This is a genomic window from Mucilaginibacter yixingensis (assembly GCF_041080815.1).
GTDB classification, from domain to species: domain Bacteria; phylum Bacteroidota; class Bacteroidia; order Sphingobacteriales; family Sphingobacteriaceae; genus Mucilaginibacter; species Mucilaginibacter yixingensis.
Genome location: NZ_CP160205.1, coordinates 4895092 through 4920239, shown reverse-complemented (window position 1 = coordinate 4920239; position 25148 = coordinate 4895092). Strand labels below are relative to the sequence as shown.

23 protein-coding genes are annotated in these 25148 nt (G+C 46.9%); 8 read left to right on the top strand and 15 right to left on the bottom strand.

Translation table 11 applies throughout. The features are described from left to right. The first annotated feature begins 324 nt into the window (after positions 1 to 324). Positions 325 to 2244, top strand: coding sequence for a glucosamine-6-phosphate deaminase (gene nagB, locus ABZR88_RS20280; protein WP_107827779.1), 1920 nt, complete (start codon positions 325 to 327; stop codon positions 2242 to 2244). A gap of 46 nt (positions 2245 to 2290) precedes the next feature. Here nagB and ABZR88_RS20275 read toward each other — a convergent pair whose 3' ends face one another. The 5 genes from ABZR88_RS20275 to ABZR88_RS20255 all read right to left on the bottom strand — a co-directional run bounded on the left by ABZR88_RS20275 (position 2291) and on the right by ABZR88_RS20255 (position 6757). After that, positions 2291 to 3178: a DUF4349 domain-containing protein gene (locus ABZR88_RS20275; protein WP_107827778.1), complete on the bottom strand. Its 888-nt coding sequence runs from the start codon at positions 3176 to 3178 to the stop codon at positions 2291 to 2293. A gap of 3 nt (positions 3179 to 3181) precedes the next feature. Next, a complete protein-coding gene (locus ABZR88_RS20270) occupies positions 3182 to 3511 on the bottom strand; it encodes a nucleotide pyrophosphohydrolase (protein ID WP_107827777.1) in 330 nt (109 codons plus the stop codon). Positions 3512 to 3629: 118 nt separating this feature from the next. Then, positions 3630 to 4082, bottom strand: coding sequence for a D-aminoacyl-tRNA deacylase (gene dtd, locus ABZR88_RS20265; RefSeq protein WP_107827776.1), 453 nt, complete (start codon positions 4080 to 4082; stop codon positions 3630 to 3632). A 58-nt stretch (positions 4083 to 4140) separates the two neighbouring features. Beyond that, the gene (locus tag ABZR88_RS20260) at positions 4141 to 5382 is read right to left on the bottom strand and encodes an ABC transporter permease (protein WP_107827775.1); all 1242 of its coding nucleotides are present in this window, start codon (positions 5380 to 5382) and stop codon (positions 4141 to 4143) included. A gap of 118 nt (positions 5383 to 5500) precedes the next feature. Beyond that, entirely contained in the window at positions 5501 to 6757 is a 1257-nt protein-coding gene (locus tag ABZR88_RS20255) for a prephenate dehydrogenase (RefSeq protein ID WP_107827774.1), read from the bottom strand. Positions 6758 to 6873: 116 nt separating this feature from the next. On the opposite strand from ABZR88_RS20255, the gene ABZR88_RS20250 reads away from it, so the two are divergent. Further along, positions 6874 to 7554 (top strand): hypothetical protein, encoded by a 681-nt coding sequence (locus ABZR88_RS20250; protein ID WP_107827773.1) that lies wholly within the window; start codon positions 6874 to 6876, stop codon positions 7552 to 7554. Between the two features lie 128 nt (positions 7555 to 7682). Here the strand turns inward: ABZR88_RS20250 and ABZR88_RS20245 are convergent, their stop codons facing one another. From ABZR88_RS20245 to ABZR88_RS20215, 7 genes are all read right to left on the bottom strand, one after another. Beyond that, positions 7683 to 8117, bottom strand: a complete 435-nt coding sequence (locus ABZR88_RS20245) for a low molecular weight protein-tyrosine-phosphatase (RefSeq protein ID WP_107827772.1) — start codon at positions 8115 to 8117, stop codon at positions 7683 to 7685. 102 nt (positions 8118 to 8219) lie between these two features. After that, on the bottom strand, positions 8220 to 9011 hold the full coding sequence (locus ABZR88_RS20240) for a S1/P1 nuclease (protein WP_107827771.1): 792 nt from the start codon (positions 9009 to 9011) through the stop codon (positions 8220 to 8222). A gap of 13 nt (positions 9012 to 9024) precedes the next feature. Further along, on the bottom strand, positions 9025 to 9513 hold the full coding sequence (locus ABZR88_RS20235) for a fumarate hydratase (protein WP_107827770.1): 489 nt from the start codon (positions 9511 to 9513) through the stop codon (positions 9025 to 9027). A 114-nt stretch (positions 9514 to 9627) separates the two neighbouring features. Then, a complete protein-coding gene (gene fumC, locus ABZR88_RS20230) occupies positions 9628 to 11025 on the bottom strand; it encodes a class II fumarate hydratase (RefSeq protein ID WP_107827769.1) in 1398 nt (465 codons plus the stop codon). Between the two features lie 192 nt (positions 11026 to 11217). Then, positions 11218 to 11607, bottom strand: a complete 390-nt coding sequence (locus ABZR88_RS20225; RefSeq protein WP_107827768.1) for a DUF5071 domain-containing protein — start codon at positions 11605 to 11607, stop codon at positions 11218 to 11220. A 13-nt stretch (positions 11608 to 11620) separates the two neighbouring features. After that, positions 11621 to 12619: a tetratricopeptide repeat protein gene (locus ABZR88_RS20220; protein WP_107827767.1), complete on the bottom strand. Its 999-nt coding sequence runs from the start codon at positions 12617 to 12619 to the stop codon at positions 11621 to 11623. A gap of 51 nt (positions 12620 to 12670) precedes the next feature. Further along, the gene (locus ABZR88_RS20215; protein ID WP_107827766.1) at positions 12671 to 13696 is read right to left on the bottom strand and encodes a tetratricopeptide repeat protein; all 1026 of its coding nucleotides are present in this window, start codon (positions 13694 to 13696) and stop codon (positions 12671 to 12673) included. Between the two features lie 120 nt (positions 13697 to 13816). Here ABZR88_RS20215 and ABZR88_RS20210 point away from each other — a divergent pair, with 120 nt between their 5' ends. The 4 genes from ABZR88_RS20210 to ABZR88_RS20195 all read left to right on the top strand — a co-directional run bounded on the left by ABZR88_RS20210 (position 13817) and on the right by ABZR88_RS20195 (position 17073). Beyond that, positions 13817 to 15163 carry a serine hydrolase gene (locus ABZR88_RS20210; RefSeq protein ID WP_107827765.1) on the top strand — a complete coding sequence of 449 codons (1347 nt, stop codon included), beginning with the start codon at positions 13817 to 13819 and terminating at the stop codon, positions 15161 to 15163. 28 nt (positions 15164 to 15191) lie between these two features. Continuing rightward, positions 15192 to 15506 (top strand): YbaB/EbfC family nucleoid-associated protein, encoded by a 315-nt coding sequence (locus ABZR88_RS20205; protein ID WP_107827764.1) that lies wholly within the window; start codon positions 15192 to 15194, stop codon positions 15504 to 15506. Positions 15507 to 15580: 74 nt separating this feature from the next. After that, positions 15581 to 16258, top strand: a complete 678-nt coding sequence (locus ABZR88_RS20200) for a metal-dependent hydrolase (RefSeq protein WP_107827763.1) — start codon at positions 15581 to 15583, stop codon at positions 16256 to 16258. A 242-nt stretch (positions 16259 to 16500) separates the two neighbouring features. Further along, the gene (locus ABZR88_RS20195; protein WP_107827762.1) at positions 16501 to 17073 is read left to right on the top strand and encodes a DNA-3-methyladenine glycosylase I; all 573 of its coding nucleotides are present in this window, start codon (positions 16501 to 16503) and stop codon (positions 17071 to 17073) included. A gap of 142 nt (positions 17074 to 17215) precedes the next feature. Here ABZR88_RS20195 and ABZR88_RS20190 read toward each other — a convergent pair whose 3' ends face one another. Then, a complete protein-coding gene (locus tag ABZR88_RS20190; protein WP_107827761.1) occupies positions 17216 to 18004 on the bottom strand; it encodes a hypothetical protein in 789 nt (262 codons plus the stop codon). Between the two features lie 402 nt (positions 18005 to 18406). Between ABZR88_RS20190 and polA the strand changes: the two genes are divergently transcribed. Both polA and ABZR88_RS20180 read left to right on the top strand, forming a co-directional pair. Beyond that, positions 18407 to 21220 (top strand): DNA polymerase I, encoded by a 2814-nt coding sequence (polA, locus tag ABZR88_RS20185; protein ID WP_107827760.1) that lies wholly within the window; start codon positions 18407 to 18409, stop codon positions 21218 to 21220. 107 nt (positions 21221 to 21327) lie between these two features. After that, complete coding sequence (locus ABZR88_RS20180) at positions 21328 to 22128, top strand: hypothetical protein (protein ID WP_146166502.1); 801 nt, start codon at positions 21328 to 21330, stop codon at positions 22126 to 22128. A 30-nt stretch (positions 22129 to 22158) separates the two neighbouring features. Here the strand turns inward: ABZR88_RS20180 and ABZR88_RS20175 are convergent, their stop codons facing one another. Then, positions 22159 to 22797, bottom strand: a complete 639-nt coding sequence (locus ABZR88_RS20175) for a lactate utilization protein (RefSeq protein ID WP_107827758.1) — start codon at positions 22795 to 22797, stop codon at positions 22159 to 22161. 223 nt (positions 22798 to 23020) lie between these two features. Next, complete coding sequence (gene ftsH / locus ABZR88_RS20170) at positions 23021 to 25120, bottom strand: ATP-dependent zinc metalloprotease FtsH (RefSeq protein WP_107827757.1); 2100 nt, start codon at positions 25118 to 25120, stop codon at positions 23021 to 23023. Between the last annotated feature and the right edge of the window lie 28 nt (positions 25121 to 25148).

Below are 25148 nucleotides of genomic sequence, written 5' to 3'. Positions count from 1 at the left end.
TTCTCAAACAAGCGCAAGCGCCTCCTCGCCACTTTATAAGCTAACCTACCCCATGTCTCCCAAGGAGTCTTTCGCACGAGGAGGATTTACTTCCAGCGGAGAAACCAATAATGGGTTTCATTGTTATGAATCAGTACAGATCCACAAACGAGTGCGATTTCTTCATTCATTTATCCATCTTATTCACATTAATATGCCTGTTTAAACATCAATGGTTGAAAAACGACGCATTTAGGGGGATAGTGGAGTTGTAGCCAATCTTGCAAGTGTATCGTGTATGTTACAAAACCCTATATTTGCTGCTCCCAATAAACCAAATTACGTATGGCAAGATTAAACTTATTGGAGGAAACCCGCTACGAAAAACTGGCCGTTACCGTTTACCCCAATCAAAAGGAAGCAGTTGCTAAAGTTGCCCAACGCATTGCTGGCGTTATTCGCAACAAACAGCAAAACAATCAGAATGCAGTATTAGGTCTCGCTACCGGCGTTACTCCCATCGGCGTTTACAATGAGCTGATCCGTCTGCACAAAGAGGAGGGGTTATCGTTTCAAAACGTCATCACCTTTAACCTCGACGAGTATTATCCCATGCAGCCCGGTGCCGCACAAAGCTATGTGCGTTTTATGAACGAACAATTGTTTGATCATATTGATATTAATCGCAACAATATCCACATCCCCGATGGTACGCTCTCGTTGGACGCTATCCCGGCTTTTTGCCTGGATTACGAAAAGAAGATAACCGCAGCCGGCGGACTGGATCTGCAAATTCTGGGTATCGGTCGTACCGGTCACATCGGTTTTAACGAGCCGGGATCGGCCCCCAACAGTGGTACCCGTTTAGTTACCTTAGACGACCTGACCCGCAGCGACGCCGCGCGAGATTTTGGTGGTAAAGAGAACGTGCCTACCAAAGCCATCACTATGGGTATCGGCACCATCTTCAAGGCGCGTGAGATTATCCTGATGGCCTGGAGTAAAAAGAAGGCGCCGATTATTAAGAAAGCTGTTGAAGGCGAAATATCCGGCGAAGTACCGGCCACTTACCTGCAACTGAGCGATCATGTAGAGTTTGTGCTGGATGAGGATGCCGCATCGCTCTTAACCCGCTTTGATACGCCATGGCTGGTAAAAGACTGCGTGTGGACCAATCAGCTGAAAAAGAAGGCGGTAATCTGGCTGGCATTAGAGGTGGGTAAACCAATTTTGAAGCTGACCGAAGACGATTATAATAACAACGGCATGGCCCAACTGGCGGTAGAGCAGGGGCCGGTATACAACATCAACATTGATATTTTTAACCGGATACAGCATACCATTACCGGTTGGCCAGGCGGCAAACCCAATGCTGACGATAGCCAGCGCCCGGAACGCCGGGAGCCCGCCCGCAAGCGGTCTGTCATTTTTTCGCCGCACCCTGATGATGATGTGATCTCGATGGGCGGCACATTCATCCGCCTCGTTGATCAAGGGCATGAGGTGCATGTTGCCTATCAAACATCTGGCAATACTGCCGTTTGGGATGATGATGTGTTGCGTTACGTAGAGTTTGCCATTGATTTTAACCAAAGCATTGGCGAAGACACTACCCAGCTGAAGAAGCTGTATGGCAACATGCGCGATTTTCTGGAAAAGAAACACCCTAATGAGCTGGATACGAAAGAAATATTGACCGTAAAAGGCTTCATTCGTAAAACTGAAGCCATTAGCGGCGCCCGCTATGCCGGTTTGCCAGATAGCCATATACATTTTATGGCCTTGCCTTTCTATGAAACCGGTAAAACGCAGAAAAACCCGGTTACTGCCGAAGATGTGCGCCTTACCATAGAGCTGCTGCAACAAGTAAAACCCCACCAGATATTTGCTGCCGGCGATTTTGCCGATCCGCATGGAACGCACATTGTATGTTTCAATATTATACTGGCCGCACTGCGCGAGTTAAAGAAAACCGAAGCCTGGGTGGAGGATTGCTGGCTGTGGTTATACCGCGGCGCATGGCAAGAGTTTGATACTTATGAGATTGAAATGGCTGTGCCGCTATCGCCGCAGGAGGTGGTGCGCAAGCGCAACGCTATTTTCAAGCACCAATCGCAAAAGGACCGGCCGGTGTTTCCTGGTGATGATGCCCGGGAGTTCTGGAAGCGTGCCGAAGACCGTAACCGCGAGACGGCTCAGCGTTATGACCAGTTGGGCATGGCCGAGTATGAAGCGATGGAAGCTTTTGTACGATACCAGTTTTAAGGAAATAATAACAAAGAAGCCGGAGGTGATGCCTCCGGCTTCTTTGTTAATGCTGCGGATTGTTTAAACGTTGAGCTCTTCTTCTTTTCCTCCATCTTCTGAATAGCGCCACCAACACTACGCCAATCAACAGTAGCGGCCATACGGCTATCAAACCGAAGAATAAATGCTGAAGCAAAGACCAGCCGTCTTTCAGACTATTCAGTAAGCGGTTACCGGTTTGGTCAATAACAGGTAAGTCCGTCCGTTTGGTATAGAACGTTATTTGCAATGAGCTATAAGCAATTTGCTTGTTTAGGTAATTGAGCTGTCCCTGGGTGGTCTCTATCTCGGTTCGGATCTCGTTCAGTTTATTTTCTACCTGTAAAATATCGGTCATCCGGGTAGACTGATGTAACAGTTCCAGGTAGCGGGCTTCCAGCGCTTTTTTGTTGCGCAGGCGGGTGGTCATATCTATGTAGCGGGTAGTTACATCGGTAGTGGTAATGTTCTTGCTGTCAATCAGTACGGCGGTTTGGGTAACCTTGTTCAAAAATCGATCAAAGTTTTTGGCGGGGATTCGGGCCTCCAGTGTGTAGTTCCTGGTGCTGTCACTTTCGTTGGTAGACTCTTTCTCGCTGGCCAGGTAGCCACCCACAGCTTTGAGTGAAGCCAAAATGGCCGAACGGGTTTGGGTTATGTTTTTTGTTCTGAAAGTAATATCCCCCTCATGAATTTTTTTTTTGGCCGTGTCCTGGACTGTCGTTTGATTGTCGTCTGTTGCCTCTTTTACATCTGCGTTGCCTACCGGTTCATCCAGCCTGACTACCTCTTTTTCGGCTGCCGGTGGTGCGGAATTAACGTGAGCTAGCTCAATGGCTTCGGTTTGATCTGGTGTGGGTTTGCAGGCTGCTAATGCAAGCAGCACAAAAGGAACAATCAGGCGGGTTTTCATATGCTAAGGTTTTAATTTCTCGTTGTTCCGATGCCGGTCTGCATCGCGGATGCTTTTCTTCTGCAGATTTTTCTCCAGCGCATCCGTCAGATCTATACCCGTTTGGTTGGCCAGGCAAATAAGCACAAACAGCACATCGGCCATCTCATCAGCCAGGTTAACCTCGGTATCTGATTTTTTGAACGACTGCTCGCCATATTGCCGCGCCATAATGCGGGCCACTTCGCCAACTTCTTCCATCAGGATGGCCGTGTTGGTCAGTTCGTTAAAATAGCGGATACCGGTAGTATTGATCCAGTTGTCAACCAGCTTTTGTGCTTCTTCGATAGTCATAACTAAAAGTTTTGACACGAATTACACTAAATTTTTGCGAATGACACGAATAAATAGCGTCAACATCGCTGGTCAATTAATTAACTAACGATTTAGTTATATAAAAATTATGGGGGTGTTACTCTTTATTTTTGGTATCGATGCTGATGGTTACGGGGCCATCGTTTACCAAAGCAATTTTCATATCAGCGCCAAAAATACCCGTGGCTATTTTTTTGCCGGTAAGCAGGTGCAGGGCATCTTTCATTTGCTCATAAAGCGGGATGGCCTTATCTGGCCTGGCGGCACGGATAAAGGAGGGACGGTTGCCTTTTTTGGTTTGGGCAAACAGGGTGAACTGAGAGATAAGCAGGATGTCGCCATCAACGTCGGCCAGGCTTTTGTTCATCAGGCCGGCCTCGTCGCTAAAAACGCGCATGCCGGTTATTTTTTGTGCCAGCCACTGCAGGTCTTCGGTGGTATCGGCATCTTCAATACCCAGCAGCACCAGAAAGCCGGTGCCAATTTGCCCGGTAATTTCACCGTCCACTGTGCAAGATGCTGATGATACTCGTTGAAGAATTGCGCGCATAAGAGCTATTTTGCCCGCAAGATAGTAAAAACGTATTTGTTGCTTGATGCCAGGTAGGCTACTCGTAGCGCAAAGCCTCTACCGGATCAAGCTTTGACGCCTTTTTGGCAGGGTAGAAGCCCGATAGCAAACCAATGATGGTGCAAATTAACAGCGCTATCAGCAGCCAGCCCCAGGGCACTATAAAAGAGCCCCCAATACCCATAACAATAAGGTTGCCGACCGCAATGCCCAGCACGATACCACCGGCACCGCCCATCATGCAGATGACAATGGCCTCGATCAAAAATTGCCTGCGGATAACTGACGGAGTAGCGCCAATGGCCTTGCGCACACCAATCTCACGGGTGCGCTCGGTTACCGATACCAGCATAATGTTCATCAAGCCAATGGCAGCGCCAATAAGCGTAATCAGGCCAATGGCTACACCGCCAACCCTGAAACTGTCCATCACTTTTTTTAATTCCTGCTGGATGCTGTCGCTACGGGAGATCTCAAAATTATTTTCCTGACCAATATGCACACCACGGATGTTACGGAACAGCGAAGTTGCCTCGCCTATAGCTGCTTCTTCTTCGGTTGAAGTGCCGGTCATTACGGTTATGGTGTAAGTAGGGCTGGAACTGGTGCTGATTTGCTTGGCCTTGAACAGTGGGATAACACAAAGTTTATCGCCCCCAAAGCCAGAACTTGAACCCTTGGGTTCAAACAAACCAATCACCCTGAATTTATTTGAACCGATGAGGATGGTTTTATTGATCGGATCGCCGGTTTTAAAGAGCTTGAGTTTAATTTCGTCGCCAATCAGTACCACGTTATCACCATGTTCCAGTTCAGACGGCGAAAAGTTTCGGCCCGATGCCAGTTTGAAACCTCCGGTTTGCAAGTAGCTTTCGTCGGCCCCGAGGATGGCAATATTTGGATTGGTTTTCAGCTCTCCGTTTTTAACCGTAGCCTGCGATGAGGCATAAGTATTAACCGAAACTGTAGCCGGAAAGGTAAACCTGGTCTTAAAGCGCTGCGCCTGGTCATACCTGATGGCCGGATAGTTTTTGGCACGCCCCCCGCCACCAAACTGAATGCCTGTACCGCGATTACGCAAGGTAAAAGAGTTGGCCCCCATGCTGGAGAACGTCTCATTAGTGCGCCGCTCCATGCCATCAATAGCCGTACGCATGCCCACCAGTGCGGTAATGCCAATAGCAATAATCAGCGCCGTTAACGATGTGCGCAACCTGTTCCCACTGATAGACTGCAGGGCAATAGCAATATTCTCGCGCAGGGTAGTGTTTACCGGCATGCTATAAAGTTAGTGATTATGACGGTTAGATAGTGAGGATGGTGGTTTGTTACAGCGAACCGGGATTTTTCGGGGGGGTACCCGTTAAAGCAGATAACTCACGAAAAATCCTGCTTCCTTACTCCATCAACCGTCGTATCAACTCCGTACTCTGCGTTTTCCCTTCCTCTAATCGGCCGGCAAAAAACTGTTGTACTTCGTTAAAATGCTTTTTATAGCCTTCCATATCGCCATAACCAATAATGGCCGACCACTCGCGCACAGCCGAGTGAAATTCCAGATCGTCGCCGCGGATGGTTTTGTCGTACAGGGCGGTTTCTATTGATTCTTCCAGCAGCTCGTCGTTTTTGAACAGGTATTCGGCAATGCCGAGACGGAGGCGGAACGGCGGGGTCTGGCAAATCAGGTTATCATAAGGGTTTACACCCAGATGGTACCAGGCATCAACCATACTTAAAATGCTGAGGTGCGAGTTGGGTTTACCCTGATGCGCATGCTCAGAGAGCGAAAACTCACGCATCACCTGCTCATTAAACATGATAGGCTTGCGGCTTTCATGAAAAACAAAGTCGCGGGCACGGTATAATCGTTCACGAAACTCGGCTTCCTCCTCCTTGATCATCAGCTTAAACAATTCTGATTCTGATATAGAGTAGCGCTTAACCTGTTGGCGCGCATACGGATTTAGGATAGCCAAGCCAGCATAAACGTGTGCTTTATAGCTGAAGATACGCAGGGTGGTCAAAATCTTTACATTATCGATACCGCCTAAATATGACGCATTTTCCCAGGGGAAAAAGCCGGCAGATTTCCATGCGGTGCCCATGCTTTCAAAACCTACGTGGGTTACGGCCTGGGTATCGGCAACAATTTTATCGTGCTCGTGGTAGTCGTCAATCTCTACAATATCACAACCAACGGCATCGAAAATGTCATACATACGCTCGTGGGCGTCTTCGTCGGCACGGTAGGGAATCAGGATCAGTTTCTGGCCCGGTGGCTCAAACGCTGGCCCGTGCATGGCATGGAAGGTGATGATCTGCACATCCTCGGGCAGGTATTTTTCAAAAATGGTGATCTCCGGATGTTTAACAGAGGTTTGCCCGGCAACAATGGCGCCCGGACGGGTTGATGCCGCACATTCGGCCACTACCTTCTCCAGGCTTTCGGCCTCTACCGAGTAGATAATCAAATCACAGACGCGCGAAATTTCGCGGCCATTGTCTTTAATTTCAATGCCTGTGTGGGCCAGGTCTGCTTCCAGTTTCTGACGGTTTTCGGGCAGGTCGCAACCGCATACGCTGTAACCAGCTTTGGCAAAGGCTTTTGCGTAAAGGCGGCCCATATCACCCAGACCGATAAATCCGATTTTCATATTGCGAATATAACTATCCTGCTAAAAATCCACAGTAAACCCTATATTCGCTATTAAATACCTGATCAAAACCGTATAAACGGTTGTTTGTTGAAAACCATAGATACTGAACTGTTATGAAGAAGCAGATACTGGTTAAAACGCTCGGCGTTTTATTACTTGCCGCAACATTTAATTTTAGCTACGCGCAAGACAGCGCCAATACTAAACCCGCCAAACAGGTTGCTGTGGGCCAGGCACAGCCATCAAGCTATGCAAAGCCGCCTGCAGCGCCAAATGTTGATTCGATGCGGAAAATGACCGGGCTTAGCCAGCAGTATCAATATGTGATCACTAAATTTTATCATTATCAGCAGCCCATCATTGCCGCCCTGTGGAAGAATGTGACCGACAGTTTGAAAGCAGAACGCAACAAACTAAAAGCGGCCACTGCACAGCTGGCTGAGCAGGGTAAGGCGGTTGATAGCGTTAAAAGTCAACTGAATACCAGCACACAGAACCTTAACCAGGCTAATGAGCGCCAGAATAGTATTAGCTTTTTGGGCATATATCTGTCTAAAGGCACTTATAACAGTGTAATGTGGGGTGCGGTGGGCGCGCTGGCTGTTGCGTTATTGGTAGTGATTCTGCGTACCTCAGGCGCTGGTCGCGAAGCCAAATACCGCACCAAGTTGTACGAAGAGCTGAGCGAAGAGTTTCAGACTTACAAAGTAAAAGCTAACGAGAAAGAAAAGAAACTGGCCCGCGAACTACAAACCGAACGTAACAAGGTTGACGAGTTGATGGGACGGGGATAAAGGCTGGATTTATTAAAAGGAGGGTGTCATCCTGAGCTTGTCGAAGGGCGCGGGAAGGCCCACGCTCGTGTTTCGACAAGCTCAACATGACACTCCTTTGTGCTGTGTCCAAATACAAATACTTGGAACTATCTGTACTTCTTAATCACACCCTTACAGCCGCCCTCAATCAGCTTAAATACTGGCTCGAACATATTGTTGTCGTAATATGGATCGGGCACTTCTTTTTCGCCTAGAAGCAGGTGTATTTTGGCTGTCTCGGCCTCGGTGCGAGCCAGCATTTGCACATCACTGTAGTTGTATCGGTCCATCACCAGTATCAGGTCAAAATCATCAAAATCTTCTACGCGAAATTTGCGGCAGGTTTGCGTGCTGATATCTATGCCATGACTATGTGCCACGCGCACTGAGCGATGGTCTGGATTTTCGCCAACGTGCCAGCCGCCGGTGCCGGCAGAGTCTACTGTCCAGTCAAGCCCTTCTTGTTGAACCAGGTGTTGCATAACCCCCTCCGCCAATGGCGAACGGCAGATATTGCCCAGGCATACCATGAGGATGTTCATTTTTTAAGTAGATTGTGTATTGTGAGTGGTTGAATAGTTGATTAAGAGAGTGGTTGAATACCACTATAAGATAAAACCACTCTCTTAATCAACCCAATCCAACTAAGAACCAAAAATAGCATTCAGCACTCCTGCCAGTCTCACGCCGCCTTTAAGCAGTTGCTCGTTCAGGGTTGCAATGTTGTTAAAATTGTATTTGTAGCTCAGGTTTGAGTCTGGCTTGGCCTCGGCATAAATTTTTTCGGCCAGTTGGTTTGATTCGTATAACCACTGACTGATAGGCGCTTTTTGCCACTCGGCAACCTGGGCTGGTGTAGTATGATTTACAGCCGCCGCATATTCGGTATAGCTTAATTGCTGAAAGTCGATCAGCTCGCTGTCCCACAGGCTGTGCAGGTTGGTCGGTTTGCCAAACCAGCTTAATTTTACATCGTTGCCGCCTTTATCGTCTTTATGGCCAGTGTGCATTGGTTGATGCATATCTTCTACCACGTGGATGATCATGCGCAGGTACAGCAATTTGTTTTCTTTAGTAGTGGTTTTCTTTTTTAGCTCGGCAATCATAAAGTTGAGCTTGGTGTAGGCATCCACATCGGTATCTTTCTCCAGGAAGGCCTTCATCTCCGGCAGGGTGTATGATTTATCGAAATCAATAAAATGCCAGTTATACAGGTAGCGGTAGTTATCGTCAGATTTAATAAAATCGGCCCAGTTGCTGGCCATGGCAATAGATTCATCGCCCAGAATGGCTTTTACCGCTGCTTTGGCTTTGGGCGTGAGGTAATGCGACGCAATTTCGCCACTGATGCGATGGCCGTTGGTACCCCAGGCCATAGCACTGAACGGAGCACAGAACAGGGCTGCCGCACAGATCAATTTACTCAATACTTTCATTTATGTTGTTTGTTTATAGTGCTTTGGGTGTGCAGCCGGTACGCTTTTGCAGGCGCAACCCGATGGGTATAACGCTTGATGTACCAGACAATTGCAGCAGCGAATCACTTTTGTTGCTTACGCTAAAAAGCTCATCATAGTTACCGGCGCGCAGGCAATCCTGCGTTTCTTTAATACGGTAATGATCATCGCAAAACTGACCGCGCAGAAACAGGGTGTCATTGCGCTGGGCGTAGGTGCCGCGTACGTATTCGGTCCACCGGCCTTTGTTCATGCAGGTATCGGCCCCGTAATTCACTTTGCTGAAGGTATTGATTTTCAGGTAAAAAGAATCGCAGGTAAAACGGAAATGATTAGAAGTGTAAGTAACCAGCTTGTGCTGAACGGCGCTGCTATCCTGCTGCCACTCGCCCTGCAAATAGGTTTCGCCTTTGCCCTGCAGGCGTGGATTGAAAGAGCAGGAGGCTAATGAAAGAGTAAAAAGTAGAAGGTAAAACCTCACCCCAAACCCCTCTCCAAAGGAGAGGGACTTAAGGGAAGCGTTTTTTTTGTTAGCAGCTTTTTTCAAACTATCTATTTAAAGCCCTCCCCTTAGGGGAGGGTTGGGAGGGGTGTTTTATTTCATGCTGCCGATCATGTCTTCGGGGCGTACCCACTGGTCAAATTGCTCTGAGGAGAGCAGCTCCAGTTCTACGGCAGCCTCGCGCAGCGATTTGTTTTCTTTCAGCGCTTTTTTTGCAATCTTGGCGGCGTTCTCATAACCAATGTGCGGGTTCAGTGCAGTAACCAGCATCAGCGAGTTTTCCAGGTGTTTTTTGATGCCATCATAGTTTGGCTCGATACCTTTTGCACAATGATCATTAAATGATACACAAGCATCACCAATCAAACGGGCTGATTGCAGGAAGTTAGCAGCCATAACCGGTTTAAACACATTCAGCTCGTAATGGCCGTTTGAACCGCCGATGCTGATAGCCACATCATTACCCATTACCTGTGCAGCAACCATAGTTACAGCCTCGTTTTGGGTTGGGTTAACTTTACCCGGCATGATAGATGAGCCTGGCTCGTTATCCGGAATATGGATCTCGCCGATACCTGAACGCGGACCAGAAGCCAGCATACGGGTATCGTTAGCAATCTTCATTAATGAAACGGCAATCTGTTTCAGCGCGCCGTGGCTTTCTACAATGGCATCGTGAGCGGCCAGGGCCTCAAATTTGTTCTCGGCAGTGATGAATGGCAGGCCGGTGAACTGAGCAATGTACTCGGCCACTTTTACATCATAACCTTTAGGAGTATTGATGCCGGTACCAACAGCAGTACCACCCAGTGCTAACTCGCTCAGGTGATCGAATGTGTTGCGCAGAGCTTTCAGACCGTGATCCAACTGAGAAACGTAGCCTGAGAACTCCTGACCTAAAGTAAGCGGCGTAGCATCCATCAGGTGCGTACGACCAATTTTAACAACGCTTTTGAATGCTTCTGATTTTGCTTTCAGAGTGTCGCGCAGTTTTTCTACACCAGGGATGGTGCAGTCAATCAGTATTTTATAAGCTGCAATGTGCATTGCAGTTGGGTAAGTATCGTTTGATGATTGAGATTTGTTCACGTCATCGTTCGGGTGAACAAAGGTTTTGCCTTCGCCCAGTTTGTTGCCTTGCAGCACGTGTGCGCGGTTGGCAACTACCTCGTTAACGTTCATGTTGCTCTGGGTACCAGAACCGGTTTGCCAGATTACCAGCGGGAACTCGCTGGCCAGTTCGCCGGCCAGAATTTCGTCACATACCTGTGCAATCAGGTCGCGTTTTTCTGCAGCCAGTACGCCCAGATCAGTATTGGTATAAGCGGCAGCCTTTTTCAGGTAGGCAAAAGCCTCGATAATTTCCTTAGGCATAGAAGCCTCCGGGCCAATTTTAAAGTTATTGCGTGAGCGCTCAGTTTGTGCGCCCCAGTATTTATCGGCAGGTACTTTTACCTCGCCCATGGTATCGTGTTCTATTCTGAAACTCATGGTGTTTTGAAATTTGCGGCTAAGTTAGGTTTTTGAGAATAAACTGAACCAGGATTTTGCGAATTTTTAAGATTTATAGGATGTTGTTACAAAAATGACAGTAATAATTATATCAACGGGTTTCAAACCCATCGATATAGTTAAAGAGCATGTTATTTCGATCAAAGGGAGAAATCTTTTCAATCATCTATATTAAGCGCCTCCGCCAAATTGTTCAAGAACATCTTTTGCAACAAGATCAACTTCTTCTTCAATTTCGATTTTGGTTGGATGTTCTGCTATCCTTCTGATAATAGTTAAAAGTTCTGCATCTGGTTTTATAGGAGACCGGCCTATTAAACCGCAGATGATCCACATTTGCCAAAGCGTATCATCTGTATTGAAGATCTTAATCAGGTCATCTTTTATTTCATTGACATGAGGAGCAAGATACACGGCCACATCATAGGCAACAGGCCAGTTCATATCTTGCAGCCATTCTAATAGCTCCCAAACATCATTTCTAACCGCTTCAAAGGGGAGAGATTGAAGACACGCTATAGCCTTTTCGTCAAATTTATTTTGGGGGACATAATCTTTCATAGATCGAAAACTATCAATTCCCCTTCAACCACTCATCCAACTTCCCCATCTCATCGCTATGCGCCGCAATCCACGCCACCGAAGCTTTGTCGCTACTCTGACTAATCAAACGTGCAAACGCCGGCATATTGCCCGATTGCGATAGTTTATAAAACCGCGCCGCCGGCGCTTTGAACAACTCACTGCCATGCTGCTGCTTTTCTGCCAGCGGACCGATAGCCGCAAATATGGCCTGCAACTGCTGCGTAAATTTATCTGCCGCTACAAAATAACGACGTTTGGCTTCGGTCGCTACCGCGCTGCTGATGGCCTGGTTGAGGGCGTTGGTTTCGGCATCAATATGATGTGGCGCAACTTCGCCGGGCTCAGGCTTTAGATCGCCACCCTGAATAATGTGTTGGATATTACTGTATGACTCGGAACTTCGCGGTGTATTCGGTTCCATTAGCAAAAAGCTGCACAAGCCCAGCAGTGCTGGTGCGCGTTTATTTTGATGAAAGGCCACCAGCGCATACAACCGCATACTGGCTGAGTGTTGAGGCGCCAGTTTAAGCGAATTGATGGCACATTGCTCGGCCTCGACATACTGGTGATTGCGAAAAAAGGCCAGGCCCAGGTTGTATTGCAATTGTTGGTCGTCTGGTGTTAAGGTCAACGCCTGTTTGTAGTTTTCAATGGCTTTAGCAGGCTGTTTGGCCTGGTCATAAATGCTGCCCAGTAAGGCATAAGCGCCGCTTTTCATATTGGCTGATGCATCGCCGGTGGTAGCTTTTTGAAGGTAGGGTATAGCATCTGTGCTCTTGCCAGTTTGGTTGAGCGCAAAAGCCAACTGATAGTTGGCCTGGGGGTTATTAGGTTCTATAACTAATGCTGCTTTATATTTTTCAATAGCGGCGGTATATTGTTTAGCGCTGCTTAGATCGGCGCCCTCTTTTATCAGCGAGCGGGCATCCTGTGCATAGGTGATTGCGCAGGCAATAACCAGTAGCAAAATCAAGCTGAAACGTTTCATATCCTCTCAATAGATTGGTGTGGGCGAAAGGTAGCCATTATCGGTCTAAAGCTAAAACTTATGCAGTGTGCTGCGGGTCCAGATATCAAAGGCAGTCAATTCTTTATCATGGTCTTTAAGCCATTGCATGTTTTCTGTAGGGTAAAGGCTCACACTAATAAAGCGGGTAAACGCCGGCATGTTATCAGTTTCTGCCAGGGCTTTAAAGTAATCGCCATAGTATTTAACCACAAAAGGGTCGGCCTTGTCTCCGCCGGCAATGGTGTTGGCAACGTTAAATAAAGAGGTAAGCTGATATTGCAATGAATCAACGGCAGAAAGCTCGCCCTTTTTATCGGTGGCAGCCAGAACACTCATCGACATCATCAAATTGCCCATATCATCGGGCGATACGCTCAGGGTAACGTTTTTAGCATCTTTGCGTTTGATGCCGTAGTTAATAATCTTTTTAACATTATTAACAATCTCCAACGAGCGCTTGGATTGTGGTTCCAGTAGCAGAAAGTTGCAAAAGGCCAGTAATGCCGCTCCGCGTTGATTCAATGCATAAGCGGCCATGCCATATATTCTGTGACTGCTGGCATGTTTCGGGTCTAATTTTATAGCGGCCAAGGCTTCTTGTGCCGATTGCGAGTAAAGTTGTTTGCGATAGTAGGTGATTGATAGATTAAAATGCAGGCGCTGGTAATCGGGATTGGCGGCAACGCCTTTCTTGTAATATTCAATGGCCTGATCCTGCTGCCCCATATCATCATAAATACTCCCCAGCATGTCATACGCGTTGGCAGATTTTGGATCAAGCTTGAGCAGCTTCTCCAGGTAAGTAATGGCATCTTTGCCCTTGCCTGTGGTAAACAGTGTATAGGCATATTCATAATAAGCGGTAGGATAATTGGGGTCGGCCTTCATGGCCTCGGTATACTTGGCCAATGCCTCGTTATACTTACCCTGGTCATGCAGTTCGGTGCCTTGTTTTACTAAAGCTTTAGCGTCTGTAGATTGAGCCAGCGTTGGGGCGGCCATGCAAATGCAGATAAAAGCCACCAATAAAGTTGTTTTAAGGTTTAGGTTTTTCATACCTAAATATACCCTATGAGCGTTAACTAAAAGAAAAATTTGTTTAAAACTTTTCTGTGGTTCATTCGCTTAATTGTTGATTTTTGCCATTTGTTGCTACCCTTATAGCTTATGATATTGATGAATAAGAACGTTCTTACTGCTGTTTCTGCCTTACTAGTTTTGGCCTCGTGCGCTCAAAAACCCAAAACTACCGACGCCCAATACCCTGTTGATACTTCAAAGCCATTTAATACTACCGAGTTTATGAAGTATGACCCCAAACATGCTGATAAACAGATTGATGCTTTTATGCAGCATCTGCACACTGCAGCTGGTTTTAACGGCAATGTGCTGGTAGCAAAAAACGGAAAGATTGTTTACGAAAACGCTTTCGGCTGGGCCAATTACCCGCGTCAGGACAGTCTCAATATCAACTCTCAGTTTGAGCTGGCATCTATCAGTAAAACCATGACGTCTACCGCCATTTTGCAGTTGATGGAGCGCGGCAAACTCCGTTTGGATGATTCGGTGCAGCAATATTATCCAAACTTCCCGTATCATGGTGTTACCATCCGTATGCTGCTCACGCACCGGTCAGGACTGCCTAATTATGTATACGCTATTGATGATGTTTTCCGGAAGGAACACCGCGATCAAAAGAAGGGTGTAACCAATCAACAAATGATGGATCTGCTGGCCCAATACAAACCGGCTCGTTATAATGCGCCCGATAAAGGTTATCATTATAACAACTCAAACTTTATGGTGCTGGGCTCTATTATTGAAAAGGCAGCCAAAATGCCTTATGCCCAATACATGCAGCAAAATATATTTAAGCCGGCTGGCATGAGCCACACTGCGGTGTACTCAAAAGCGGTTTATGATAAGATCCCGACCAACGTATTGGGCCACGATCGTAACAGTTGGAAATACTCGGTAGCGCAAAATTATCTTGATGGCCCGGTAGGCGATAAAGGTATCTACAGCACCGTAGGCGACTTGTTCTTATATGACCGTGCCCTGCGCGCCGGTCGCCTGATTAAAGCCGCCACCCAGGATTCTGCCTATACCAACCGGGTGCCGCTTAAGAACGGACACTTTGGCTATGGTTATGGCTGGCATTTGTTTGAAGCGCCTAACCAGAAAGTGGTTTACCACACAGGCTGGTGGCATGGTTTTCGCCACAACTTTTTGCGCGATATGCATCGCGATGTGGTAATTATATTGCTTGACAATATGACCAACGGCAGCCTGCTGCACCTGGACGATTTATTTAAAATGACCGGTATGCCGGTGGTTCGTGCGGGTGCTTACGGTCGCGGAGGCGAAGAGGAGGAGGATCAGCCGCAAGGGCGCCAGGTGGTTGAAAAGAAGCCAACCGTAGTAAAGAAAAAGGTGGCTGAAAAGAAGCACGTGGCTAAGAAAGCCAGCAAGTCAGCTCATCATAAGGTAGCCGAAAAGAAAAAGACGCATAAAAAACATTAAAAATCCCCAACGGGAGAAAGGAGCTGATATGTTTGATAAATTAATGGAAGCCCAGCAGAAAGCTGGCGAGATGAAAAAAAGACTGGATAACATTACCGTGTCCGGCTCGGCTGAAGGCGGCCTGATCACCGTTATCGCAAATGCCAACAAGGTGGTACAATCTATCACCATCAACGAAGATTTTTATAAAGAAGCCGATAAAGAAGAGCTGGAAGAATTGCTAGCCGTGGCTGTAAACAAGGCCATGGAGCAGGCAGAAAATGTAAGCCAGGCTGAAGCTGCTGCCATGACTCGCGATATGTTTGGCGGAATGGGTGGTTTGGGCAACCTTTTTGGTAAATAGGCGTTGTAACTGATAAAGATGCTTTGCACCTTTGTGAAGCTTACAGATAGCTTAACACACATAAAAAATCTACCATGAAACTTACCTATTACGGACAATCATGCGTTGAACTGGAGTTTGACGGAAAGAAATTGTTGTTTGATCCATTTATTACCGGCAACCCGCTGGCTAAAGACGTGGATGTAAATAGCCTGAAGCCAGACTACATCCTGGTATCACACGGTCATGGCGACCACGTGGCCGACCTGGTAACCGTTGCTAAAAACAGCGGCGCTAAAGTGATCTGCATTGCCGAGATTGCCGGCTGGCTGGGCAAACAAGGGGTAGATAACGTGCACGGCATGAATATTGGCGGCAGCTTTAAATTTGATTTTGGCAAAGTGAAAATGGTAAACGCCGTTCACTCTGCAACACTGCCTGACGGTTCTAACGGCGGCAACCCCGCTGGTTTTGTAGTCTACACCGGCAGCCAGAACGTATACTTTGCCGGTGATACCGCGCTGACTTACGACATGAAACTCCTGGCCGATGAAAATCTGGACTGGGCCATTTTGCCTATCGGCGATAATTATACCATGGGTGTGGATGATGCCATCAAATCAACCGGTTTCTTTAACTGCAAAAACGTGGTAGGTGTGCATTATGACAGCTTCCCGGTAATTAAAATTGATAAAGAAGAGGCCGCGCAGAAATTCCAAAGTGCTGGTATCAACCTCAAATTGCCAGAAGTTGGTCAAACTATCGAGATATAAAATTGTATAAAAGATATGGGTCAGACGTTATCGCTGCCCTGTGATATTTTTCCAAGAACGCCCTTGAATTGATCGGGGGCGTTTTTTTGAACCAGGATTTAACGAATTTATAGGATGAACAGGATTTTCTTAGGTCCGTCTGAATCGGACTGAGGTCAGCAATCTCATTGATCCTGTAAATTCGTTAAATCCTGGTTGTAATTTAATCCTAAAATTATTAGCATTGTGTAAATTATTTACCCATGCCAGATCAACCTACCGATAACAAAAAACGCTGCAGTTGGTGCGGCTCCGACCCGCTGTATATGAAATATCATGATGAGGAATGGGGCAAAGAAGTGCATGATGATAAGGTGCTCTTTGAGTTCCTGATATTAGAAGGTGCACAAGCCGGTCTGAGCTGGATCACCATCCTGCGCCGTCGGGAAAATTATCGTAAGGCTTTTGCCAATTTTGATGCGGAGAAGATTGCTGCGTTTGATGAAACCGATGTGGAGCGATTAATGAATGATGCAGGCATTATCCGCAACCGGGCGAAGATCCAGGCGGCGATTACCAATGCTAAATTGTTCCTGCAAATTCAAAAAGATTTCGACTCGTTTGATGCCTACCTGTATGGTTTTATGCCCGATGGTAAGCCAATCGTTAATCATCCCCAGGCAGGCGGGCTGGTGGCCAGCACGGCCATATCAGACGCCATTAGCAAAGACATGAAAAAACGCGGATTCAAGTTTTTCGGCACCACTATTTGCTACGCCCACATGCAGGCTACCGGCATGGTGAACGATCATGTTGATGGGTGCGATTTTAAGTAGTATCTAACACCCCATGTCATTTCGAAGAAGCGGAGGGAAGAATGCGCGTGGCGCGACTGAGAAATCTTTTCGATGCGATAGTTCTGATGCAATGCGTCTTCGAAAAGATTTCTCCCTGCGGTCGAAATGACATGGGGGTATATTACGACTTCTTCACCATCAACGCAGTAACATCTTTAGTTGCCAGCTCTGCGTGCTTTTTGGTGATGTCCATGTAATCGTCAACCATGGCATTGAAGGCTTTTACCTTGGCGTTGTCTTGCCCGGTCATGATATACTCAAACTTGTGGAAAATGTAAGAGCGTACCAGGCAGGCTTTAAAATCCATGTCCAGGCCATAATTGCTCATAATGGGGTCAATTAGATCCTGGTCCATCAGGTAATCCAGGCCCACATTGCTTTGCAAAAAGGAGATCAGTCTGAATGAGGTGTTTTTGGCAGCAGTATCGGCATACTTATCGGTAGCAGCCTCATAACTTTTAAGCTGTTGAAGGGCTGGCGCAAACTGTGCGGCCAAACGTTCTTTAGAATAAGCAACCATGCCCTCCGGTACATAAATCGGACCGGTTTTGTACAAATCAGTATAAATGCTGACAGTATCTTTTGTGCCCGGTTTTACGGCGCGGAAAATCTCGTAGTTAACACTGTTGATCATTTTGGTGGTATGATCAATGTATTCAACCTTGGCATTATCATTCCACCAAAAGGTATTAAAAAAGCGGTTAAGCAGGCTGTTTACTTTGGCCTGATCGGTCAGATCGGCGTAGGCGCCTACCGTGATAGGGCTGGCTGCACTGAGGCCGTAACCGGCAGGTGCTTGCTGACTGCTTACCGGCAATACGTAACGTTCATAAAAGTCATTGCCAGGCAGCTGCGCTTTGGCGGCAACGGCAAACAGTACAAAAGGGATGAGTAACTTCAGGGTCTTCATAATCAATAAACTACAAATTATATCAAATTTTTTTAACTGGCCAAACGGGCACGCCGGTAATCTTATTTTTTTAGATGATCTTTATCCTCTAAATTGCATACGCCGCAAAGAAACGCGGTAAAGATGAAACTATTGTGAGTACGTGCTGAATTTCAGTGGGTATTTGATTTTCATAAGCTTAAGCAATTAGCTAATCATATAACACCGCCCCCTATGGGGCTGATTTATTATATAGGCTGATTGTTACAAACAGGTCGCTCCCCTGGGGCTCAAAATCCAAAATCCCGTAGGGATGACATGTTTGTAGAATAAAGAATTAGATTATACAGAGCTGCGTAGGGCGGCCTGCTAATTAAACATGTTATTATCCTGGCTAAGCCGGGGTTAATAAAAAGAAAAATTATGTCTGCTAAAAAACTATTCCTGCTGGATGGCATGGCTCTTATTTACAGGGCACACTTTGCATTAAGTAAAACCCCGCGCTTTACGTCGGGCGGGTTAAATACCTCGGCCGTGATGGGTTTTACCAACACCCTGCTGGATGTGTTGAAGAAAGAGAAACCCACCCACATGGCGGTAGTTTTTGATACCGAAGCACCTACTGAGCGCCATACCGAGTTTGAGGCCTACAAAGCCCACCGCGAGGCCATGCCTGAAGATTTGTCTAAAGCCATCCCTTATGTATTTAAACTGATCCTCGGTTTTAATATTCCGCTCATTACCAGTGATGGTTATGAGGCCGATGACATTATTGGCACCCTAGCCAAAAAGGCAGAGCAACAAGGTTACCAGGTTTATTGTATGACGCCTGATAAGGATTTTGCCCAGCTGGTTTCAGACAATATCTTTATCTATAAGCCGGCCCGCATGGGTAACGATATGGAGATTTTGGGTGTGAAAGAAGTGCTGGCCAAATGGGAGGTAGAACGCGTAGAACAAGTAATAGATATTCTGGGTCTTTGGGGCGATGCGGTTGATAATATTCCGGGCATCCCCGGTATTGGCGAGAAAACTGCCAAGTCCCTCATTAAACAATATGGCTCGGTAGAAAATATCATTGCCAATAGCCATGAGCTAAAAGGAAAGCAGCGCGAGAACGTGGAAACGTATGCCGAGCAGGGCCTGCTGTCAAAAAGGCTGGCAACCATCAACCTCAATGCCCCGGTTGAACTGGATGAGGAGGGATTGGAGATCTGTGCGCCTAGTAAAGACCTGCTGGAGCCGTTGTTTGCCGAGCTGGAGTTCCGTACGCTGGGACGCCGTGTGTTTGGTGATGATTTCAGCGTAACCGAGATTAAATCTGTAGGTATTCAGACTGATTTGTTTGGCAACCCTGTTGCCGAGGGCCGCACCACCATGACGGTAGATATTAAGGATATTGTTGAGTCGCCAATTGAAGCAGGCAAGAACATCAATAATACCGAACATACCTACCACCTGTTTGAAACGCCTGAGAAACGTGCCGAACTGATAGCCTTGCTGCAAAGACAAACCTCCATCTGTTTTGATACAGAAACCACCGGTACCGATGCCAATGATTGCGAATTGGTAGGTATGTCGTTTTCCATCAAGGCAGGCGAGGGCTGGTATGTGCCTATCCCGGCAAATCAAACGGAGGCGCAAGCTATTGTGGATGAGTTTAAACCATTGTTGGAAAACCCGGCTATTGCCAAGACAGGCCAGAATATTAAATATGATATCCTGATACTGAAATGGTATAACGTGCAGGTGCAGGGCGCGCTGTTTGACACCATGCTGGCCCACTATATCATCGATCCGGATACCCGCCATAATATGGATATCCTGAGCGAGAACTACCTGGGCTACAAGCCGGTGAGTATTACCGAGCTGATTGGTCCGAAGGGTAAGAATCAGTTGAACATGCGCGATGTGCCGGTAGAAAAGGTAAAAGACTATGCCGCCGAGGATGCTGACGTTACCCTGCAACTACAACAGGTATTTGAGCCCAAACTAAAAGAAGCCGAGGCCGAAAAACTGATTCATGAGATTGAACACCCGCTGGTTTATGTGCTGGCCGATATGGAATTTGAAGGGGTACGCATAGATGAGCAGGCATTGAAGGACTACAGTCGCGAACTGGAGTCGGATATCATTCGCCTGGAGAAAACCGTATATGAGAAAGCGGGTGTGCGGTTCAATATTGCCTCGCCAAAACAATTGGGGGAAGTATTGTTTGAAAAACTACTGCTTGATCCTAAAGCTAAAAAGACAAAAACCGGCCAATATCAGACGGGCGAAGACGTGTTGCTGGCCCTGGCCAACAAGAGCGATATTGTTCGTGATATCCTGGATTTCCGTCAGCTACAGAAGCTGAAATCGACCTATGTAGATGCCTTGCCGACGATGATTAACAGCAAAACCGGTCGTGTGCATACATCCTACAACCAGGCGGTGGCGGCTACTGGTCGGTTGAGTTCGGTGAATCCAAACTTGCAAAATATCCCGATCCGGACAGAGCGCGGGCGCGAGGTAAGGAAGGCATTTATCCCGCGTGATGAAAATCATATCATTCTGTCGGCAGATTACTCGCAGATTGAGCTGCGCATTATAGCCGAGATTAGTAAAGACCCGAACATGTGCGATGCGTTTACTAATAACCTTGATATCCACACCGCCACGGCAGCCAACGTGTATGGCGTAGCGCTCGATCAGGTAGACGGTACCCAGCGCCGCAATGCCAAAGCCGTTAATTTCGGGATTATTTACGGGCAATCGGCTTTCGGGCTATCGCAAAACCTGGGTATCCCGCGTAAAGAAGCAGCCGACATTATTGATCAATATTTTGCGCAGTACCCGGGTATTAAGCAATACATGAGCGATACCATGAATTTTGCGCGCGAGAATGGCTACGTAACCACACTAATGGGCCGTCGCCGTTATCTGCGTGATATCAACTCGGCCAATGCTACCGTACGCGGCTTTGCCGAGCGAAATGCCATCAATGCACCTATACAGGGTTCTGCAGCCGATATGATCAAAATAGCCATGATCAACATCCACCGCGAACTAAAAGCCCAGAAAATGGATACCCGCATGACCATGCAGGTACATGATGAGTTGGTGTTTGATGTGCCGCACCATGAGGTAGATAAACTAAAGCCGATTATTGAGCATCACATGAAGAACGCCATTAAAACCACCGTGCCAATTATGGTAGAGATGGGAACAGGTGTGAATTGGCTGGAAGCGCATTAACGCGGACCTTGTTTGGGGATCAAGTGATTGATGAATGGTCGTGCTTTTCAAGAATTAATCAATTTGCTGGCTGTCAGATGAAATGCCTATTCCTTATCTTGCTCTTTATGGCTGCTGCATGCCAACAGTCAAGACACCAAGCTGTAACAAAAACACAGGCAGGTGCCGAGCCTATTGCAAATAAGGCAGCGGTTGGTTCCCTTCATCGGAAGGGAGAAAATGAAGAAATGTCTGACAGTTTGCGGGAGCTTGCAATTATCCGGAAGATATTGGCGTATGGAACTAAACATATTGGCACTCCGTTTAAAGGACGCGGCTTAGATGCTGTTGATAGTACCATTATTTTAAGTTACGGCCACTTATTTGACGGTGTAAAGAATCATCTTTTGGTTTATAATGAGCCTAACCACTACACCGTATGTCTTCATGTTTTTGAGCAAGTCGATAGTCATTTTAACCAGTTAATCTCTGCGGAAACAGAGAAACTAGGGTTTACTGATTATCATGTTAAAGATATAAATGGAGATGGACTTCTCGATTTTGTATACAACTATTACCCTTCATCCGGATGTTGTGCCAGGGATGTTAATGTTGTTTACTTATATCATTCTTCAGGAGGGTTTTCTGATCCAGTAGAGTTTGTAAATCCTGCCTTTTCACCTAAAGAGAAATTGATACGAGGTGTTGAATATGGTCACTCCGGCGAAGTTCCATTATATAAATTTAGGTGGCATGGTAATAAGATAGATACCATTGAATTAATTTATCCTGCTGATACTTTAAAGAAACGCTTTTATCGCGTTCATCATTATGGAGATGAAATCGATCCGCATAAAAGACAAGTGCTCACAAAAATTCCTTCTGAGTATAAAAAAATAAACGGCTACCAGTGGTTTATTGATTATTAGTGAGTTGCTTCTCCTTGCACTTGGTTTCACCTACCCATCCAGCAGAAACACAAAAATCTCTTTAGGCCCATGAGCACCTAAAACCAGGGTTTTCTCAATATCTGCTGTACGGCTTGGGCCGGTTATGTTGCTGATCATCGTCGGCAGTTCAGTGCCATACTTTTCTTTCAGACGTTTAAAGGCGTCTTTCAGATCCATTACCAGTTGCGAGGTATAGGCAATAACAATATGTACTGGCGGGTAAATGCTTAACCGGCGACCGGCCGCACCGGCATTGCTAACCATAATGCTGCCATTGCGGGCTATCAACGACTCGCATAAGGTGATGCCAGCCTGGGCTTGTTCAAAATCTTTATCGGTCTCGTAAAAAGGGAATTCGTAAGTGTTTAGGAGGGTTTGCAGTTCTGGTTCCCAAACATAGATCTTGTTCCACTTGCGCTCTTCGGCCAGGGTGAGCAGGTTTTCTATCAGGTCTACCTCGTCTTCGCAAAACACAAACTGGCCTGATACGGCGGTGAATGCTTCGGCAAATACAATCTCCAGCATTTCATCGGTTGGGGCATAAAGCGGCAGGTCTTCCAGGTTGGGATAGGGATTGTCGCGCTTTTCCAGCAGTGCCTTGCGCACTTTTTTCAGCAGTTTCTCTTTTGCGGTGGTATTGTCCTTCATCAAATAATTAAAGATAGTCAAACGTTAAACGACGTTTTCCGTCACGTCATTGCGAGGAACGAAGCAATCTCTGCATAGGATATTCGGATGTGCAAATCTGTCTTACATGTACAGAGATCGCTTCGTTCCTCGCAATGACGTTGTGGCTTTATTTAACTCTACTTAAATAAAAAAAGCCGCCATGTACAAACATAACGGCTTTTCATTTAAATATCAGGAAATTTTATTGTGCGTCGCCGGTTTGTCCGTCAATCCTTGATACTTCTGGATTGGTTACGCTGTCCGGGATGGCATTGTTGTCTTTATCGGGGTTCAGCGCCGCTTCGCCGTTTACAAACTTATCATAAGTGGTACGCTCGTCAAACGGACGTTTACCCAGAATCTCTTCCAGATCGCTTTGGAACAGTACTTCTTTCTCCAATAGTTTCTGAGCGATTTTCTCCAGACCCTCGCGTTTAGCGTTCAGCAGGTCTTTGGTGCTTTGGTAAACCTGGTCAACCAGCTTGCGCACCTCGTTGTCAATCATCTCGGCAGTGGTATCAGAGTAAGGCTTGTTAAACTGGTACTCGCCTTGCGGATCATAAAACGATACATTACCCACGCTGCCATTCATGCCATAAATCTTGGTCATGGCATAAGCCAGCTTGGTGATGCGCTCTAAATCGCTCAGTGCACCGGTTGAGATTTTGCCGAAAACGATATCCTCAGCCACGCGGCCACCCATTGATACACTCATTTCATCCAGCAACTGCTCGGTGGTGTATAAGAACTGCTCTTTAGGCAGGTACTGTGCGTAACCCAGCGCAGCCACACCACGCGGAACGATAGATACTTTTACCAGCGGATCTGCATGTTCCAGGAACCAGCCCGCAATGGCGTGACCGGCCTCGTGGTAAGCCACAATGCGTTTCTCTTCTGGCGATATGATTTTGTTTTTCTTTTCCAGACCACCAATCACACGGTCAATGGCATCCTGGAAATCCTGCATATCAACAGCCTCTTTGTTTTTACGGGCAGCAATCAGGGCCGCTTCGTTACAAACGTTGGCAATCTCGGCACCGGCAAAGCCAGGGGTTTGTGCAGAAAGTTTTTTGGCATCAACACCGTCGGCCAGTTTAATAGGTTTCAGGTGCACCCTGAAGATCTGCTCACGACCAATCAGATCGGGTTTATCGATAGAAACTTGTCTGTCAAAACGACCGGGACGCATCAGCGCAGAGTCCAGCACGTCAGGACGGTTGGTGGCAGCCAGAATGATGATACCAGAATCTGTACCGAAGCCATCCATCTCTACCAGTAACTGGTTCAGCGTGTTCTCGCGTTCATCGTTACCACCTACAATATTGTTTTTACCACGGGCACGACCGATAGCATCAATCTCATCAATAAAGATAATACATGGCGCTTTGTCTTTAGCCTGGCGGAACAAATCACGCACACGCGAAGCACCTACACCCACAAACATCTCCACAAAGTCTGAGCCTGAAAGCGAGAAGAACGGTACCTGTGCCTCGCCGGCAACAGCTTTAGCCAAGAGGGTTTTACCGGTACCCGGCGAGCCAACCAGCAGCGCGCCTTTTGGTATTTTACCACCCAGATTGGTGTATTTCTTTGGGTTTTTAAGGAAGTCTACAATCTCCATTACCTCCTGTTTGGCCTCTTCCAGACCGGCAACATCATTGAAGGTAACGTTAACGTGCGATTCTTTATCAAACAGCGTAGCCTTAGACTTGCCGATGTTGAAGATCTGACCGCCCGGGCCGCCGCCTGTGCCACCGCTCATGCGGCGCATAATGAACAGCCAAACACCTGCAAATAACAGCACCATGATAATGCCCTGGAAGAACCAGTTACCCCACAGGCTATCGCGCTGATCAAATTTGAGTTGGGTTTTTTGGTTTTCAGGCACATCTTTTTCTGCATCGGCAATTGATTTTTGCAGGCTCTCATAAGAGGCAGCCTTGAAAGTATATTGCGGGCTCGGTGTGCTGAATCCGTAAGTATGCTGATCGCGAACGGCTTTGTACTGCTCTTTTTTGTTCAAGCTATCGGCCTTAATATAAACTTCTACCTCTACCAGGTCGCCGCTTTTGTAAGCCAGCAAGTGGTCAACATCATGCGGTTTCAGCATGGTCGACTCAAATTTCTGGTAGCTGATCTCTGAACCAGTAGTTCCGTTTAAGATATACGGCACTACCAGCAGTGACAAGATCACCACGGCATAAAGCCACATAATGTTAAACTTAGGTGGTTTGGGCGGTAATTTTTTATTAGGGATTTTGCGAATTGGCTTGGGAGTTTTTTCCACTTTGTCTTCTTTCATTTCCTGTTGGTGCGCAAACTTACATGTG